The 14,847-nt window shown below is 70.4% G+C and carries 10 protein-coding genes; 4 read left to right on the plus strand and 6 right to left on the minus strand.

Going from position 1 to position 14,847, the window contains the following annotated elements; all coding sequences use genetic code 11:
- Positions 1-5: 5 nt before the first annotated feature.
- Positions 6-1,877: a trypsin-like peptidase domain-containing protein gene (locus tag K7640_RS22830; RefSeq protein WP_222956933.1), complete on the minus strand. Its 1,872-nt coding sequence runs from the start codon at positions 1,875-1,877 to the stop codon at positions 6-8.
- A 7-nt stretch (positions 1,878-1,884) separates the two neighbouring features.
- The gene (locus tag K7640_RS22835) at positions 1,885-2,235 is read right to left on the minus strand and encodes a CU044_2847 family protein (protein ID WP_222956934.1); all 351 of its coding nucleotides are present in this window, start codon (positions 2,233-2,235) and stop codon (positions 1,885-1,887) included.
- Positions 2,236-2,550: 315 nt separating this feature from the next.
- Here K7640_RS22835 and K7640_RS22840 point away from each other — a divergent pair, with 315 nt between their 5' ends.
- Both K7640_RS22840 and K7640_RS22845 read left to right on the plus strand, forming a co-directional pair.
- Complete coding sequence (locus K7640_RS22840) at positions 2,551-2,706, plus strand: hypothetical protein (RefSeq protein WP_222956935.1); 156 nt, start codon at positions 2,551-2,553, stop codon at positions 2,704-2,706.
- A 187-nt stretch (positions 2,707-2,893) separates the two neighbouring features.
- A complete protein-coding gene (locus K7640_RS22845) occupies positions 2,894-3,721 on the plus strand; it encodes a G1 family glutamic endopeptidase (protein WP_222956936.1) in 828 nt (275 codons plus the stop codon).
- Positions 3,722-3,833: 112 nt separating this feature from the next.
- On the opposite strand, the gene K7640_RS22850 is transcribed toward K7640_RS22845, so the two are convergent.
- A complete protein-coding gene (locus tag K7640_RS22850; RefSeq protein WP_255609779.1) occupies positions 3,834-4,001 on the minus strand; it encodes a DUF3459 domain-containing protein in 168 nt (55 codons plus the stop codon).
- Positions 4,002-4,272: 271 nt separating this feature from the next.
- On the opposite strand from K7640_RS22850, the gene K7640_RS22855 reads away from it, so the two are divergent.
- Both K7640_RS22855 and K7640_RS22860 read left to right on the plus strand, forming a co-directional pair.
- The gene (locus tag K7640_RS22855; protein ID WP_222956937.1) at positions 4,273-4,569 is read left to right on the plus strand and encodes a CU044_2847 family protein; all 297 of its coding nucleotides are present in this window, start codon (positions 4,273-4,275) and stop codon (positions 4,567-4,569) included.
- A 14-nt stretch (positions 4,570-4,583) separates the two neighbouring features.
- Positions 4,584-8,558 carry a tetratricopeptide repeat protein gene (locus tag K7640_RS22860; protein WP_222956938.1) on the plus strand — a complete coding sequence of 1,325 codons (3,975 nt, stop codon included), beginning with the start codon at positions 4,584-4,586 and terminating at the stop codon, positions 8,556-8,558.
- A gap of 15 nt (positions 8,559-8,573) precedes the next feature.
- Here the strand turns inward: K7640_RS22860 and treZ are convergent, their stop codons facing one another.
- From treZ to glgX, 3 genes are read right to left on the minus strand one after another with little or no spacing between them, the layout of a single operon-like run.
- Positions 8,574-10,307 (minus strand): malto-oligosyltrehalose trehalohydrolase, encoded by a 1,734-nt coding sequence (treZ, locus tag K7640_RS22865; RefSeq protein ID WP_222956939.1) that lies wholly within the window; start codon positions 10,305-10,307, stop codon positions 8,574-8,576.
- Complete coding sequence (gene treY, locus K7640_RS22870) at positions 10,304-12,637, minus strand: malto-oligosyltrehalose synthase (RefSeq protein WP_222956940.1); 2,334 nt, start codon at positions 12,635-12,637, stop codon at positions 10,304-10,306. The genes treZ and treY overlap by 4 nt, the downstream gene beginning before the upstream one ends.
- 3 nt (positions 12,638-12,640) lie before the next feature.
- Complete coding sequence (gene glgX / locus K7640_RS22875; RefSeq protein WP_222956941.1) at positions 12,641-14,761, minus strand: glycogen debranching protein GlgX; 2,121 nt, start codon at positions 14,759-14,761, stop codon at positions 12,641-12,643.
- Positions 14,762-14,847: the final 86 nt, after the last annotated feature.

Consider the following 14,847-nt stretch of genomic DNA (forward strand, 5'->3'; position numbering starts at 1 on the left):
TCCTCTCACTCCCGTGAGTCCGTGTCAGGCGCCTGGGGTCGCTTCATCGGCGGGGGCTGGCTGTACGGATCGTCCCAAAGCAGCACCAGGTCCTTCCCACACGGCGTCGTACTGTCCGGTGCCAACGCGTCATTGCGTAACGCGCGGACGCGCTCGGGAAGTTCCTGCAGTGGGGTCTGCTGCAGCATTGCGGCGATGTCGCGGACGAAGTCGGCACCTGGACAGGGGCCGGTGCGGGGCGCTTTACACTTGAGGCACTGCCGGCGCTGCCACAGCACGACGGGTACGCCCGCGGGAAGAGCCACGTCCAATGCGGCTCGGGTGGCCGACCCGAACGGTGAGGCCGCCAGGGCGAGGGCACCCCGCATGGGATCACCTTCGATGAGGCCGTCGTACGCTTCGTGCGGCCATTCCTCGCAGACGATTGGCGTGAGCAGGTCGCCGATCGGCGCTGCCGCCAGGTTGTCCCACCGCACCTGCCACATGCCCTGCACTCCACGGTCATAGCGGCGATCGACATCGCGCAACACGACCGGGTAACGACGGCCCAATTCGACCCACTGCGCGCGGGGCCACAGACGCCAGCCCCCGACATGCTCGTCCATGAGCTCAAGTGGCGCGAAGATCTCGATCCGGACCCGGCTCGCGGTGCCGCCGGCTGCTTGCAGTTCCTCAGGGAGCAGAGCTCTCAAATCACCCCAGGCACGCTCAGGTGTCAGTGATTTCCGCCCGATGTGCACCGGTACCGAGTCACCGGTGTTGAGGTGCCGCCAGACGTTGAGCCGGACCAGACCGCGATCCTGGCTTGCCGGGGTCAGCTCAGCCATGAGGGCGACCGTTTGGGGCACCGTGGGTGACACGGCCATTCGACGGTTGGCGGCGGCAGCTTGTCCTCGGCGGTGTGACACCGCCAGTACCCAGTCGCCCAGCGCCCTCGCGTGGGCATCTGCACCATCACGCGCGAGGTCCGCGGCGTAGGCGACAGCGAGGGGCAGGCTATGGTCGTCACCGCGATACAACTGACTGAGATCTTCCGCCACATCCCGGTAGTCGATCAATGGCGCCTCGGGTTCAGCCGCCAGGATCCCGGCGACGCCGTTCCATCGGAGCCTGTGAGCATCGACCACGGGCAAATCAGCTAGCAACGCACGAAGTTTCCGCTCCTCGCCGACGTTGAGCTCGGAGGTAGGTGCTGCTCGGATCGCATCGACATGTCTCAGCCAAGGAGTATCGACCGCATGATATCGATCGTGCGCTCTCCACAATCGGCGATAGAGAGATTTTTCGATGCACCGGAGCGCTTTGAGTGGGACTGCCCGGCCGCCCATCGACGTATTGGCCAATCGCTGCGATTTGGTGATACCGCACACGGCGCCAGTTTCCAGGGACAGGACCGGTCCGCCCGACATGCCGGCCGGAATTTCGTTGCTCTCAAGCTTCAGGAACTGCTCCGGCGGGTACGAGGTCAGCCCGCCATACCGGAGGACAGTCGGCTCAACCTCGGGTGTCGCCTGATAGATGGCAGAATGACCGATCGCAAGAACGTCACTCTTCAACGGTGGATAGCGCTGCTCCAGGAAAGCGCACCCATGGCCGTACGGACCTTCGTCGAGTTCCACGACGGCAAGGTCCGGATACGGCCAGGTACCCGTCGCGGTCGGCTGCCGAGAGGCCCACCGCACGGTCGCAGAAGCTTTGTGGCCCGGCCAGGAGACAGTGACCTTCGTTCCGATCTCCGCTCCTGTTACATGGGCGCAGGTGAGAACGAACCCCGGCGCAGCGAAGAAACCACTACCGGTGGTCCGCCCACCTTCTACGAGGACCAGACACTGGTCACGCAGAATATCGGCTATGAAGTCGGCATGTGGCCTGGTCATGCACGTGTCAGCCTGCAGCCAGTTCGGTTTGACCCCAAGTCGCCGTGACCTTGATCGTCGCTCCACCGGTCACACCGGTCAGTGCAGCAACAACACCGCCATCAGCTGTGGCGAGTTCCATCCCGAACTCGACGGTAACCTGATCGGGACTCGCCGCTCGGAGCCCTTCCCGCACGCTGGTCACTGCACTGTGCAGGGTCTCCTGCAGACCCCGTACCGCCGCCGCTGCCCTGTCTTCAATGCCTACGTCCGACGGGCCTTCGCCCCTCACTACAGCGCTAGCCCGACCATCGACGATGTCGACCCGGGCCCACACCAACGTGCCGTCAGGCATCGTCACGGGCAAGATCTCTTTCACGGTGGCCGCTCCACAGATCGACGAATGGTAGTCCTCGAATGCTTGCGCACTGCTCGGTTGGCCTCAACCCACGATCCGGACGAACATCTCGGCCTCTAGTACGGCAGGCGCACGCTTACCGGGGCTTCGGCGGATTTCAGAGTGACACGATCGCCGCTCTCTCCGCCGGCAACTCGATCCCGTCCCTCATCACCGTGACCCCTCCGAAGTGGCCAGCAGCACCCGCCGCACCACCCCCGGCAAACTTTCCCGCCGCGCCCGCTCCGCCAGATTCGCCACGACACGCGTCTCGCCGCGCCGCGCCCGGTGGCGACCGTGGCGGCCAGCTCCGGCTCGGGGTGGCTGGTGAAGAACTGCCACGGCGTGGTGGCCGCCCACTCCTCCCCCATGAACAGCATCGGGGTGAACGGCGCGGTCATCAGCAGCGTCGCCTCCGCCCACCCGTCCAGCTCGGCCGGGTGGGTGCGATAGGCGTCAGGAGCCCGCGACGGAAGCCCGCACTGTCGGTTTGGCGGCTGCGCACAGTGACGGTCGCGTGCCACTTTTCAGCAGGGTGATGGCGGCACGGCGGCGGGCGGACCCGGCGCACGACCGGCACGCGGACCTACCGGAGATGGGGGACGTCATGACCGGACAGGAAGCCCACGGACGGACGAGGGTGCGGCGCCTCCCGGCCCCGCCGAGGCAATTCGACCCGTTCGCCGCCGCGCAGAGCGAGCTGAACCGGTATGGGCTGCCGCCCCGGCCCGACCCGAAGACCCGACCCGGCGAGGCCGAGCTGTGGGACCGCCAGGCCCGCCGCTACCAGGACTTCGACCACCTCGATCCGGAGTTCGACCGCACGACGGCGGACCGGCCAGCGGTCGGCAACCGTGCGCTCGGGCCGGATCCCATCGAGTCGTGCGGCTACCAGCTCACCACCACTACCTCGGCGCCGTTCACCATCCTGTTCGTCACCTGGACGGTGCCGAGCCTGCGCTTCGCGGCCAGCCCGTTCGGCGTCAACCATTTCCGCACCTTCGCCGGTCTGGGCTTCCTCGACGTCCACGTCGAGATGTCCGTGGACTCCGCACAGCAGGTCACCAGCCAGCTGTGGGCGCAGGGCGTGGGCAACGTCAACCTGCCGGTTCGCCCCGGTGACGTGCTGAGCGCCTCGCTGTGCCTGAACACGAACGCGGCCGGCACGGCGAGCTACTTCTTCACCAACGAGACCAGCCGGCAGACGATGAACTTCTCGATCGACACCGGGTTCCCGCCCGCCGTGACCGTGAACGCCGGCGTCAGCCGCGGCGACCTCAACCTGCCGGTCCATCCGCTCGCCCAGTTCGGCGCCGTCTACTTCGACGAGATCAGCGCCTACACGACCGCCGGCAGCCGGTCGCTCACCTCGGGGCAGGCGATCACCATGGTCGAGTCGAACGGTGCCACCCTCGCCACCCCGGTCCGGCTCACCGACTTCACCTTCAAGGCCGTGTACGGGACCTGAGCGCCGGACACCGAAGAACCGCTCGCACCTTCGGTGGGACGACCTCCGCGTCTCATTATTGATGCCTATCTATGTGTCCCAACCGCAGGCTCCCGGCGTTGCGGCCGGCGATTCAGAGCGACACGATCGCCGCCGACTCCGCCGGCAGCTCGATCCCGTCCCGCATCACCGTGACCCCCTCCGAGGTGGCCAGCAGCACCCGCCGCACCACCCCCGGCAAATTCACCCGCTGCGCCCGCTCAGCCAAATTCGCCACCACCAGCGTCTCACCGCGCCGCATCACCAGGAACTATCGCCGGAGACGTCCCGGCCTACCTTGCCAATGGCACCCCGCCTGAGCGGCGTCGTACCGGCGACCCGATCGGTTGACGGGAACCTCGCCAGGGCTGTCGTCAATGCGACGCCGGACGGTACGGATCTTGCGTGCGGCGGACGGCTCGCCGAAACTACCCGTGCCGCGCCGCCACGAACGGCACCGAGTTGATCACGCGCGGGAATGACGACGTCGAGGGGTCTTGCGGATGCAGCCGGGGCAGAGACGGGCGCGGCAGGTGGAGCGGGTCACCGCCAACGGGGTGGAGTTCTATGCCGAGCTGGCCGAAGGTGGCGGCCCGCAGAGTGTCACCCTGGACGAGATGCTGTCGTTCGACGGCGTCCGTGACACGGTCGAGGCCATCGCCGATGAGCTTGGCCAGGTGTGGGACAGGGTCAAGCCGTCGGAGGCAAGCGTGGCGTTCGGGCTGGCGCTGACGGCCAAGGCCGGCAAGTTGACGGGGCTCCTCGTCGACGCCAACGGGGAGGCGAGTCTGACGGTCACCCTCACCTGGAAACGGCCCGAGCCGGCCTGAGACGGGGCGAGCGGGTGCACACGCGGGTCGACTCCCGGCAGCTACGCCGTCACGTCGTACGGATCGAACGGACCGACACCGGTGCGGTGCTGGGCACCGGCTTCTTCGTCGCGCCGGGCTGGGTGCTCACCGCCGCGCACGTCGTCTACGACCACGTCAACCGGATGGCGTGGGACCAGGTCCGGGTGGTGCCCGCCGACCGGGACGTGGGTGTCGACCCGGTGGATGCCGATGTGCTGGCCCGGTCGGCACCTCCGGCGACCGGTTCCGCGCTGTGGCCGTACCCGGATCTGGCGGTGTTGCGGCTGCACGCCACGGCCGAGTGGGTCGCCACTCATCCCTGTGTCTGGCTGTCCGGTGGGCAGCCGCTGAACCAGGAGTGTCACGCGTTCGGGTTCCCGCGTCGCGAGGAGGGCGTGGATCCGAGGGGAGCACCGGCGTCGTTCACGTTCGAAGGTGTCACCGGTGACGAGTACTTCCAACTGAAGGCGGGGCAGGCGGCGCCGGGCCTGTCCGGGGCACCGCTGGTCTGCCCGACCCTACGGGCCGTGGTCGGGGTGGTCACCGCCACCCGCGACAAGTACAGCGACCTCGGCGGGTGGGCCGCGCCGCTGGCGGCGCTGTTGTCCGGCGGTCCGGGTGTGCCCGACGAGCTGGTCGAGTACGGCAGACAGCTCGCCTCGGCAGGCAGCGCGGCGGTGCTGGCCAACCGGGCAACCTGGCATGCCGTGCTGCCGATCGACGGCGCTGACGACCTGGTCGAGCAGCCCTGGACGCACACGCACGTGCAGCCCGGCACCGGCCAGCCCTCCACCATGCTGCGTCCCGAGTTCGCCGTGGTGGACTACCTGTTCCGCGGCGACACGCTGGCCACTGTCGCGCAATGGTGTGACGGGCCGCAGCGGCTGTCGGTCCGGTACATCGACGCCAGCGGCGGCAGCGGCAAGACCCGCTTCGCCGTCGAGGCGTGCCGCGCCCAGCACGCGCGCGGCTGGATAGCCGGCCTGCTTCCCGCCGATGATCGCAGTGTCGACACCCTGCCCCTACCTCGCCTACTCGTCGTGGACTACGTCGAGGAACGCGACGCGAGCGCCCTGTCCGCTCGGCTCGCGGCGCTGAGTCGCTCGGCGTCGGCCCTGGCGCCGGTCCGGCTACTACTGCTGAGTCGCCCCGCTGCCGGCGCGTTGGCCGGGCAGTCGTTGGCACCGCTGACTGAGGCCGCCTCCGGTGCGGCGCTGGCCGCGCTGGACACCGCCGTGGACACCACCACGGCGGTGGCCGACCTCACCCGGGAACAACGACGCGCGCTGTTCGCGACCGGGCTGAGCGCGTTCGGCCACACCTGGCACGGCGCTGGCTGGACTCCCCCGACCGTCGACGTCGACCTGTCCGACCTCCGCTACGGGCGTCCGCTGGATGTGCTGCTGGAGGCGTTCGACGTCGCGCTGTCCGGGCCGCACTGGAAAACCGACGGGCGGCCCCCCGTGGACCGGGCGCTCGTCCACGAGGCGAGACGCTGGTACGCCCGCCTACCGGCTCTCGATCACCGTCTGGTGCGGCTCTGCGTGGCCCTCGCCACCCTCGCCGGCGCCCGTGACGAGGACGAGGCGCAGGCGTTGCTGGACCTGATGATCGACCCCGCTGATCCGGCACCCGCCCCGATGCGTTCCCTGGTCGACCGGTGGCTACGCGGCCTGTACGACGGGCCCGACCGGTGGAACCCGCTGCGTCCCGACCGGCTCGGCGAGGCCCTCGTCGGCCAGGTCCTCGAAGAGCAGAACGACCACGGCTCGACGCTGCTGGCTTCCGTGTTGGCGCTGCGCTCCGACGAGCAGGTCCAACGCGCCCTCGACGTGCTGGTGCGACTGGCCACCACCCCGGCGGTCGCCGAGGTAGCCGCGACGACCCTCGCCGGCAGGTACGCCGAGCTGGTCCAGCGTTGCGCTCGCCAAACCAGAGGTGGCCATCGAGGAGCACCCACGGCCGCCGATCAGCCGTCGATCCCGCGGCCCTCGAGCACCGGCCTGCTCGACAGTCTCTGTCGCGCGCACACGGCGCTGCTCACCTCCGCCCGCGTCGCCGGCCTGCCCATCACCGTCCGATCCCAGCTCATAGTCGCGTGCGACGCCCTCGGCGCACTCGCCCGCGACTACGGCCGTTCTGCCGACGCGAGCGCCATCTTCACCACCGTCCTGGCAATCGTGGAGCGGTTGGCAGCCAGCGAGCCCGGCAACACCGACTACGCCAGAGCCCTGTCGGTCGCCTACAACAAGCTGGGCGACCAGGCCCGCGACAACGGGCAGACCGACCCTGCCCGGCAGCTGTACCAACAGTCGCTCGGCATCGCCGAAAGACTGGCCAGCACCGAACCCGACAACACCACCTACGCCCGCGACCTGGCGATCTCCTACAACAAGCTGGGTGACCTCGCCGCCGCCAACGGGCAGACCGACCAGGCCCGACAACTACACCAACAATCACTCGCCATCGCCGAACGGCTCGCCAGCACCGAACCCGACAACACCACCTACGCCCGCGACCTGGCGATCTCCTACGAACGACTGGGCGACCTCGCCGCCGCCAACGGGCAGACCGACCAGGCCCGGCAACTGCACCAGCAATCACTCACCATCCGCGAACGGCTGGTCACCACCGAACCCGACGACGCCGGTTCCGCCCGGGACCTGGCGATCTCGTACAACAAGGTGGGCGACATCGCCCGCGCCAGCGGGCAGACCGACCAGGCCCGACAGCTGTACCAACAATCACTCGCCATCGCCGAACGGCTGGTCACCGCCGAACCAGACAACACCGGCTACACCCGTGACCTGGCGGTTTCCTACAACAAGCTGGGTGACCTGGCCGCCGCCAACGGGCTGACCGACCAGGCCCGACAACTACACCAACAATCACTCGCCATCGCCGAACGGCTCGCCAGCACCGAACCCGACAACACCACCTACGCCCGCGACCTGGCGATCTCCTACGAACGACTGGGCGACCTCGCCGCCGCCAACGGGCAGACCGACCAGGCCCGGCAACTGCACCAGCAATCACTCACCATCCGCGAACGGCTGGTCACCACCGAACCCGACAACACCAGCTCCGCGCGGGCCCTGGCGATCTCCTACAACAAGGTGGGCGACATCGCCCGCGCCAGCGGGCAGACCGACCAGGCCCGACACCTGTACCAACAGTCGCTCGCCATCGCCGAACGGCTCGCCACCATCGAACCGGGGAACACCAGCTACGCCCGCGACCTGTCGATCTCCTACGAACGACTGGGCGACCTCGCCGCCACCAACGAGCAGACCGACCAGGCCCGACAACTACACCAGCAATCACTCACCATTCGCGAACAACTGATCAGCACCGAACCGGACAATCCCACCTACGCCCGCGACCTGTCGGTCTCCTACAACAAGCTGGGCGACCACGCCCGCGCCAACGGGCAGACCGAACAAGCCCGACAACTGCACCAACAGTCGCTCACCATCGCCGAACGGCTCGCCACCACCGAACCGGAGAACACCACCTACGCCCGCGACCTGTCGGTCTCCTACAACAAGCTGGGCGACCTCGCCGCCGACAGCGGGCAGCTCGACCAGGCCCGACAGCTGTACCAACAATCACTCAGCATCCATGAACGGCTCTCCACCATCGAGCCGGAGAACACCACCTACGCCCGCGACCTGGCGATCTCCTGCGAGCGGCTGGGTGTCCTGGCGCAGCGGGTGGACGATGTCGAGACGGCCGAGGCGCTGCTCACCCGGGCGGCCGACACCCGCCGCGCGCTGCACCGTCAAGAACCGGACCGCGCCGATTTCACCGAGGAACTGGGTGTCACGCTCGCCCTGCTGGCCGGCATCATCACCGACGACGCCCGGGCCGCGGTGCTCGCAGAGGCCGTCGGGCTGCTCGCAGCCTTCGAGGAGGCCGGCACCCTGACGCCCAAGGGCGCGGCGGTGCTGCGGTGGTTGCGCCAGTAACGCCGACGCCGCGCCTCAGAGCGACACGATCGCCGCCGACTCCGCCGGCAGCTCGATCCCGTCCCGCATCACCGTGACCCCCTCCGACGTCGCCAGCAGCACCCGCCGCACCACCCCCGGCAGGTTCACCCGCTGCGCCCGCTCGGCCAGATTCGCCACCACCAGCGTCTCGCCGCGCCGCATCACCAGGAACTGGTCGCCGTGGCGCACCTCGACCCGGTCCAACCGGGGATCCGACAGGTCCGCCCGCGACCGGCGCAACGCGATCAGTCGCCGGTGGAACTCGTACATCTCGCGGTGTTCAGGTTTGTCGAGCTCCGCCCAGTCGAGCCGGGAGCGCAGGAAGGTGCGCGGGTCCTGCGGGTCGGGCACGTCGGCGGTGGCCCAGCCGTGCGCGGCGAACTCGCGCCGGCGCCCGGTGGCCACCGCGGCGGCCAGCTCCGGCTCGGGGTGGCTGGTGAAGAACTGCCACGGCGTGGTGGCCGCCCACTCCTCCCCCATGAACAGCATCGGGGTGAACGGCGCGGTCATCAGCAGCGTCGCGCCGACCCGCAGCATCGCCGGGGACAGCGTGGCGGAGATCCGGTCGCCGGTGGCCCGGTTGCCGATCTGGTCATGATTTTGCAGGTACGCCACGAAGCGGTGCCCCGGGACGCGCTGCCGGTCGACCGGCCGCCCATGGGTGCGGTTGCGGAAGCTGGACCAGGTGCCGGCGTGGAAGAACGCGCCGGTCAGCACGTCGGTCAGGCACTCCAGCGAGCCGAAGTCGCCGTAGTAGCCCTGCCGTTCCCCGGTGAGCAGGGTGTGCAGGGCGTGGTGGGCGTCGTCGTTCCACTGGGCGTGCAGGCCGTAGCCGCCGGCCTCCCGGGAGGTGATCAGCTTCGGGTCGTTGAGGTCGGACTCGGCGATCAGCGACAGCGGCCGGCCCAGGTGGGTGGCGAGCGCCTCCACCTCGACCGCCAGCTGCTCCAGCAGGTGCACCGCGCCGGCGTCGGGCATGGCGTGCACGGCGTCCAGCCGCAGCCCGTCGACGTGGTAGTCGCGCAGCCACATCAGCACGCTGTCGATGATGTAGCGGCGCACCTCGCCGGAGTGCGGGCCGTCGAGGTTGACCGTGCGACCCCACGGGTTGCTCTGCTCGCTGAGGTAGGGCGCGAAGCTCGGCGCGTAGGCCCCGGAGGGCCCGAAATGGTTGTAGACGACGTCGAGGATCACCCCCAGCCCCTTGGCGTGGGCGGCGTCGACCAGCCGTTTCAGGCCGTCCGGCCCGCCGTACGGCTGGTGCGGGGCAAACCAGCAGACGCCGTCGTAGCCCCAGTTGTGCTCGCCGTTGAAGGCGTTCACCGGCAGCAGCTCGATCAGGTCGACGCCGAGGTCGACCAGGTGGTCGAGGTGGTCGATCACCGCGTCGAAGGTGCCCTCCGGGGTGAACGTGCCGACGTGCAGCTCGTAGAGGACGCTGCCGGGCAGTTGCCGCCCGGTCCAGCCGCCGTCGGTCCAGCGGTAGGCGGCGTGGTCGTAGACCCGGCTGGGGCCGTGCACCCCGGCCGGCTGCCAGGCCGAGCGGGGGTCGGGCAGCGGCCGGTCGTCGTCGTCGAGCAGGAAGGCGTAGTCGGTGCCCGGGCCGGCGTCGGGCACGTCGACCCGCCACCAGCCGCCGGGCGCGACGGTCAGCTCCCGGTCGGCGGCGCCGGGCCGGCGCAGCCGCACCCGGGCGGCCTCGGGCGCCCACACGGTGAACTCGGTCATGGGGCGGCCTCCACGGAGTCGGCGGGGGCGAGGAGGGCGACGGGATAGGTGCTCAACAGATCGTCCAGGAGCAGCTCAGACCCACTGTAGACCCGACCGGTGAACATGTCCCTAACACTGTTGCCGGAAATCGACAGGGTGGTGTCCCGCCAGCCGCCGGCGCGGGCCAGCCCGAGCGGCAGCCGGGTCGCCACGGCCACCGCGCCACCCCGGTCGAAGGCCACCGCGTGCGCCCCGGCCGGCCCGTGCGCCGGCACCGGCCGGTAGCCGGTGAACAGCTCCGGGTGGTCGCGGCGCAGCCGCAGCGTCCGGGAGACGACCAGCAGTTTCGCCGCGCCGTCCGCGGCCACCGCCGGCCGCCAGCCGGCGTCGAGCCGGTCCAGCAGCTCCCGGCGTACGGCGAAGTCGACCGGGCGGCGGTTGTCCGGGTCGACAAGCGAGTTCTCCCACAGCTCGGTGCCCTGGTAGGTGTCCGGCACGCCGGGCATGGCCAGTTGCACCAGCTTCTGCCCGAGCGAGTTGACCCAGCCGGCCGGGGTGATCTCGGCGGCGAACGCGGTGATCTCGGCGTGCAGCTCGCGGTCGTCGTACATCCGGTCGACAAGCGCGTGCAGCGCGTCCTCGAAGGCCGGGTCGGGGTCGGACCAACTGGTCGAGGCCGCCGCCTCCCGGGCGGCCTTCTCCGCGTACGCGTGCAGCCGCTCGCGGTCCAGCGGCCAGGCGCCGACGGCGGTCTGCCAGAGCAGGTGGGCCAGGTCCGGGTCGGGCAGCGGGACGCGGGCGGTCCACCGGGCGACCTGCTCGGCCCAGCGGCCCGGCAGCTCGGCGAGCACGGCGAGCCGGGCCCGGACGTCCTCGCCGCGTTTGGTGTCGTGGGTGGAGAGGGTGGTCATGCTCGCCGGCCAGCGGACCTGCCGGGCGGTGGCGAAGCGGTGGAACTCCGCGGGCGGCACGCCGACGTGCGCCGGTGAGCCGCCGACCTCGTTGAGCGCCACGAACCGGCTCCACCGGTAGTAGGCGGTGTCCTCCACGCCCTTGGCCATCACCGCGCCGGTGAGCTGCGGGAAGCGGGCGGCCAGCTCGTGCCCGGGGTCGCGGAGCAGGGCGGTGACCGCGTCCAGGGTGGCGGTGAGGTCGGGGCGACGCCGGCCGGCCTCGGCGCGGGCGGCGGCCAGGTGCCGGGCGCCCTGCGGCGGATAGCCCCGGTAGACGGGGAAGCAGGCGGCCAGCTCGGCCAGGGCCGCCTTGGTGGCGTCGGGGTCCAGCTCGGGGGCGAGCGCGGCGAGCCGGGTCAGCTCGGCGGCGAGCAGCCGGGTGGCCGCGGCCAGCTTGGTGTCGTGGGTGAGGTCCTGCCAGGAGGTGTGCCGGCCGGTCAGCCGGGCCTCCAGGGCGGTCAGGTCACCCTCGGCGGCGCCGTCGACGAAGAGGCCGCAGACCGCGGCGAGGGCGTCGTAGCCGGTGGTGCCGTCGACCGGCCAGTCCGGCAGCTCCTCGCCGTACTCCAGGATCTTCTCCACCACCAGCCAGGCGTCCGGGGCGGCGGCGCGCAGCCGGGCCAGGTAGCCGGCCGGGTCGCGCAGCCCGTCCGGGTGGTCGACCCGGATGCCGTCGACGTCGCCGGCCGCCACCCAGCGCAGGATCTCGGCGTGGGTGGCGGCGAAGACGGCCTCGTCCTCCACCCGCAGCCCGGCCAGGTCGGAGACGGCGAAGAACCGGCGGTAGGTCAGCTCGGCGTCGCCGCGCCGCCAGTCGACCAGCTCGTAGTGCTGCCGGTCGTGCACCTCGCGGGGCGTCCCGTCGCCGGTGCCGTCGGCGATCGGGAAGCGGTGCTCGTGGTAGCGCAGCTCCCCGTCGACCAGCTTCAGGTCGTCCAGCGCGTCGGGGGCGTCGGCGAGCACCGGCAGCAGCAGCCGGCCCCGGTCCCAGTCGATGTCGAACCAGTCCGCGTACGCCGAGGCGCGCCCGGCGCACAGCACGTCCCACCAGGCCGGGTTGGCGGCCGGTCGGGCCACCCCGGCGTGGTTGGGCACGATGTCCACGACCAGGCCCAGCCCGGCCGCGCGCAGCGCCCGGACCAGGCGCTGCCGGCCGGCCTCGCCGCCCAGCTCCGGGTTGACCGCGCGGTGGTCGACCACGTCGTAGCCGTGCGGGGAGCCGGGGGTGGCGGTGAGCAGGGGCGCGCTGTAGAGGTGGCTGACGCCCAGGTCGCGCAGGTAGCCGGCGAGCCCGGCGGTGGCGTCGAGGTCGAAGCCGGGGCGGATCTGGACGCGGTAGGTCGACCCGACCCGCGTCGTCGTTTCCGGCACGTCGGGTCGGGGGGTGTCGGGCATCGGTCAGACCGTCCTCTCCAGGACCAGCAGCGAGCGGTCCGGCACGCAGACGGTGCCGCCCGCCTCGACCAGCGTCGTCTTCTCCGGATCCGGTTCCGCGGTGCTGATCACCAGCTCCCAGCGCGGCCCGAACTCCTCGCCGGGCACTGTGAAGTCCAGCGGCGCGTCGTGGGCGTTGAACAGCAGCAGGTACGAGTCGTCCCGGTGCCGCTGGCCGTACTGGCCGCGTTCGGGGATGCCGTCGCCGTTGACGAACAGGGCCACCGAGCGGCCGAAGTCGTTGCCCCAGTCCTCGTGGGTCATCTCCCGGCCGTCCGGGGTGTACCAGGCGAGGTCGGGCAGGCCGGAGCCGGCGGCCCGGCCGCCGACCGGCAGGCCGGTGAAGTAGCGGCGGCGGCGGAAGACCTGGTGGCGGGCCCGGAAGTCGGTGAGCCGGCGGACGAAGGCGAGCAGCTCGGGATCGGCGCGGTCCCAGTCCACCCAGGCCAGCTCGTTGTCCTGGCAGTAGGCGTTGTTGTTGCCGTGCTGGGTGCGGCCCAGCTCGTCGCCGTGGCCGAGCATCGGCACGCCCTGGGAGAGGATCAGCGTGGCCAGGAAGTTGCGCCGCTGCCGGGCCCGCAGGGCGAGCACGCCCGGGTCGTCGGTGTCCCCCTCCACCCCGCAGTTCCACGACCGGTTGTGGCTCTCGCCGTCCCGGTTCTCCTCGCCGTTGGCCTCGTTGTGCTTGTCGTTGAACGACACCAGGTCGTTGAGGGTGAACCCGTCGTGGCAGGTGACGAAGTTGATGCTGTGGAACGGGCGGCGGCCGTCGTCCTGGTAGAGGTCGGCGGAGCCGGAGATGCGGGAGGCGAACTCCGCCAGGGTGGCCGGCTCGCCGCGCCAGAAGTCCCGTACGGTGTCCCGGTATTTTCCGTTCCACTCGGTCCACAGCGGCGGGAAGTTGCCCACCTGGTAGCCGCCCGGCCCGACGTCCCACGGCTCGGCGATCAGCTTGACCCGGCTGACCACCGGGTCCTGCTGCACCACCTCGAAGAAGGTGGAGAGGCGGTCCACCTCGTAGAACTCGCGGGCCAGGGTGGCGGCGAGGTCGAAGCGGAAGCCGTCGACGTGCATCTCGGTGACCCAGTACCGCAGCGAATCCATGATCAGTTGCAGGGAGTGCGGGCTGCGCACGTTGAGGCTGTTGCCGGTGCCGGTGTAGTCGACGAAGTAGCGCCGGTCGTCGTCGGAGAGGCGGTAGTAGCTGGGGTTGTCGACGCCCTTGAAGCTCAGCGTCGGGCCCAGGTGGTTGCCCTCGGCGGTGTGGTTGTAGACCACGTCGAGAATGACCTCGATGCCGGCCGCGTGCAGCGCCTTGACCATGCCCCGGAACTCCTGCACCTGCTGGCCGAGGCGGCCCAGCGCGGAGTAGCCGTGGTGCGGGGCGAAGAAGCCGATGGTGTTGTAGCCCCAGTAGTTGCGCAGCCCCAGGTCGGCGAGGCGGTGGTCGTGCACGAACTCGTGCACCGGCATCAGCTCGATCGCCGTCACCCCGAGCTGCTTGAAATAGTCGATCATCACCGGGGAGGCGATCGCCGCGTACGTGCCGCGCAACTCCTCCGGGATGTCCGGGTGGCGCATGGTCAGGCCGCGCACGTGCGCCTCGTAGATCACCGAGTGGTGGTACGGCGTGCGGGGCGGCCGGTCGTTGCCCCAGTCGAAGTACGGGTTCACCACCACCGACTTCGGCATGAACGGCGCCGAGTCGGTCTCGCTCATCCGGTCCTGGTCGCCGCCCACCTCGTAGTCGTAGACCGCCTTGTCCCAGGCGACCTCCCCGTCGACCGCCTTCGCGTACGGGTCGAGCAGCAGCTTGTGCGGGTTGCAGCGCACCCCGTTGGCCGGATCCCACGGGCCGTGCACCCGGAAGCCGTAGCGCTGGCCCGGCTCGATGCCCGGAATGTACCCGTGCCACACGTACGCGTCGACCTCGCGCAACTCCACCCGGCGCTCGGCGCCGGTGTCCCACTCGTCGAAGAGGCAGAGCTCGACCTTCTCCGCGACCTCCGAGAAGATCGCGAAGTTGGTGCCCATCCCGTCGTAGGTGGCCCCCAGGGGATAACGCTCGCCCGGCCAGACCTGCATGTCGCTCCTTCAACGATGATCGTGAGCGCACGGTCGGGCGGACCGCCGATGCGCACGCCGCTAATGCCCCGGCGCGGCGGCGGGCA

The sequence above is a fragment of the Micromonospora sp. PLK6-60 genome (genome assembly GCF_019890675.1).
Taxonomy (GTDB): Bacteria; Actinomycetota; Actinomycetes; order Mycobacteriales; family Micromonosporaceae; genus Micromonospora.

What these genes read in the sequence shown, in the direction of transcription:
- K7640_RS22830 (WP_222956933.1), bottom strand. Translation starts at nt 1,877, where the DNA reads ATGACCAGGCCACATGCCGACTTCATAGCCGATATTCTGCGTGACCAG.
- K7640_RS22850 (WP_255609779.1), bottom strand. Translation starts at nt 4,001, where the DNA reads ATGCGGCGCGGTGAGACGCTGGTGGTGGCGAATTTGGCTGAGCGGGCG.
- treZ (WP_222956939.1), bottom strand. Translation starts at nt 10,307, where the DNA reads ATGACCGAGTTCACCGTGTGGGCGCCCGAGGCCGCCCGGGTGCGGCTG.
- treY (WP_222956940.1), bottom strand. Translation starts at nt 12,637, where the DNA reads ATGCCCGACACCCCCCGACCCGACGTGCCGGAAACGACGACGCGGGTC.
- glgX (WP_222956941.1), bottom strand. Translation starts at nt 14,761, where the DNA reads ATGCAGGTCTGGCCGGGCGAGCGTTATCCCCTGGGGGCCACCTACGAC.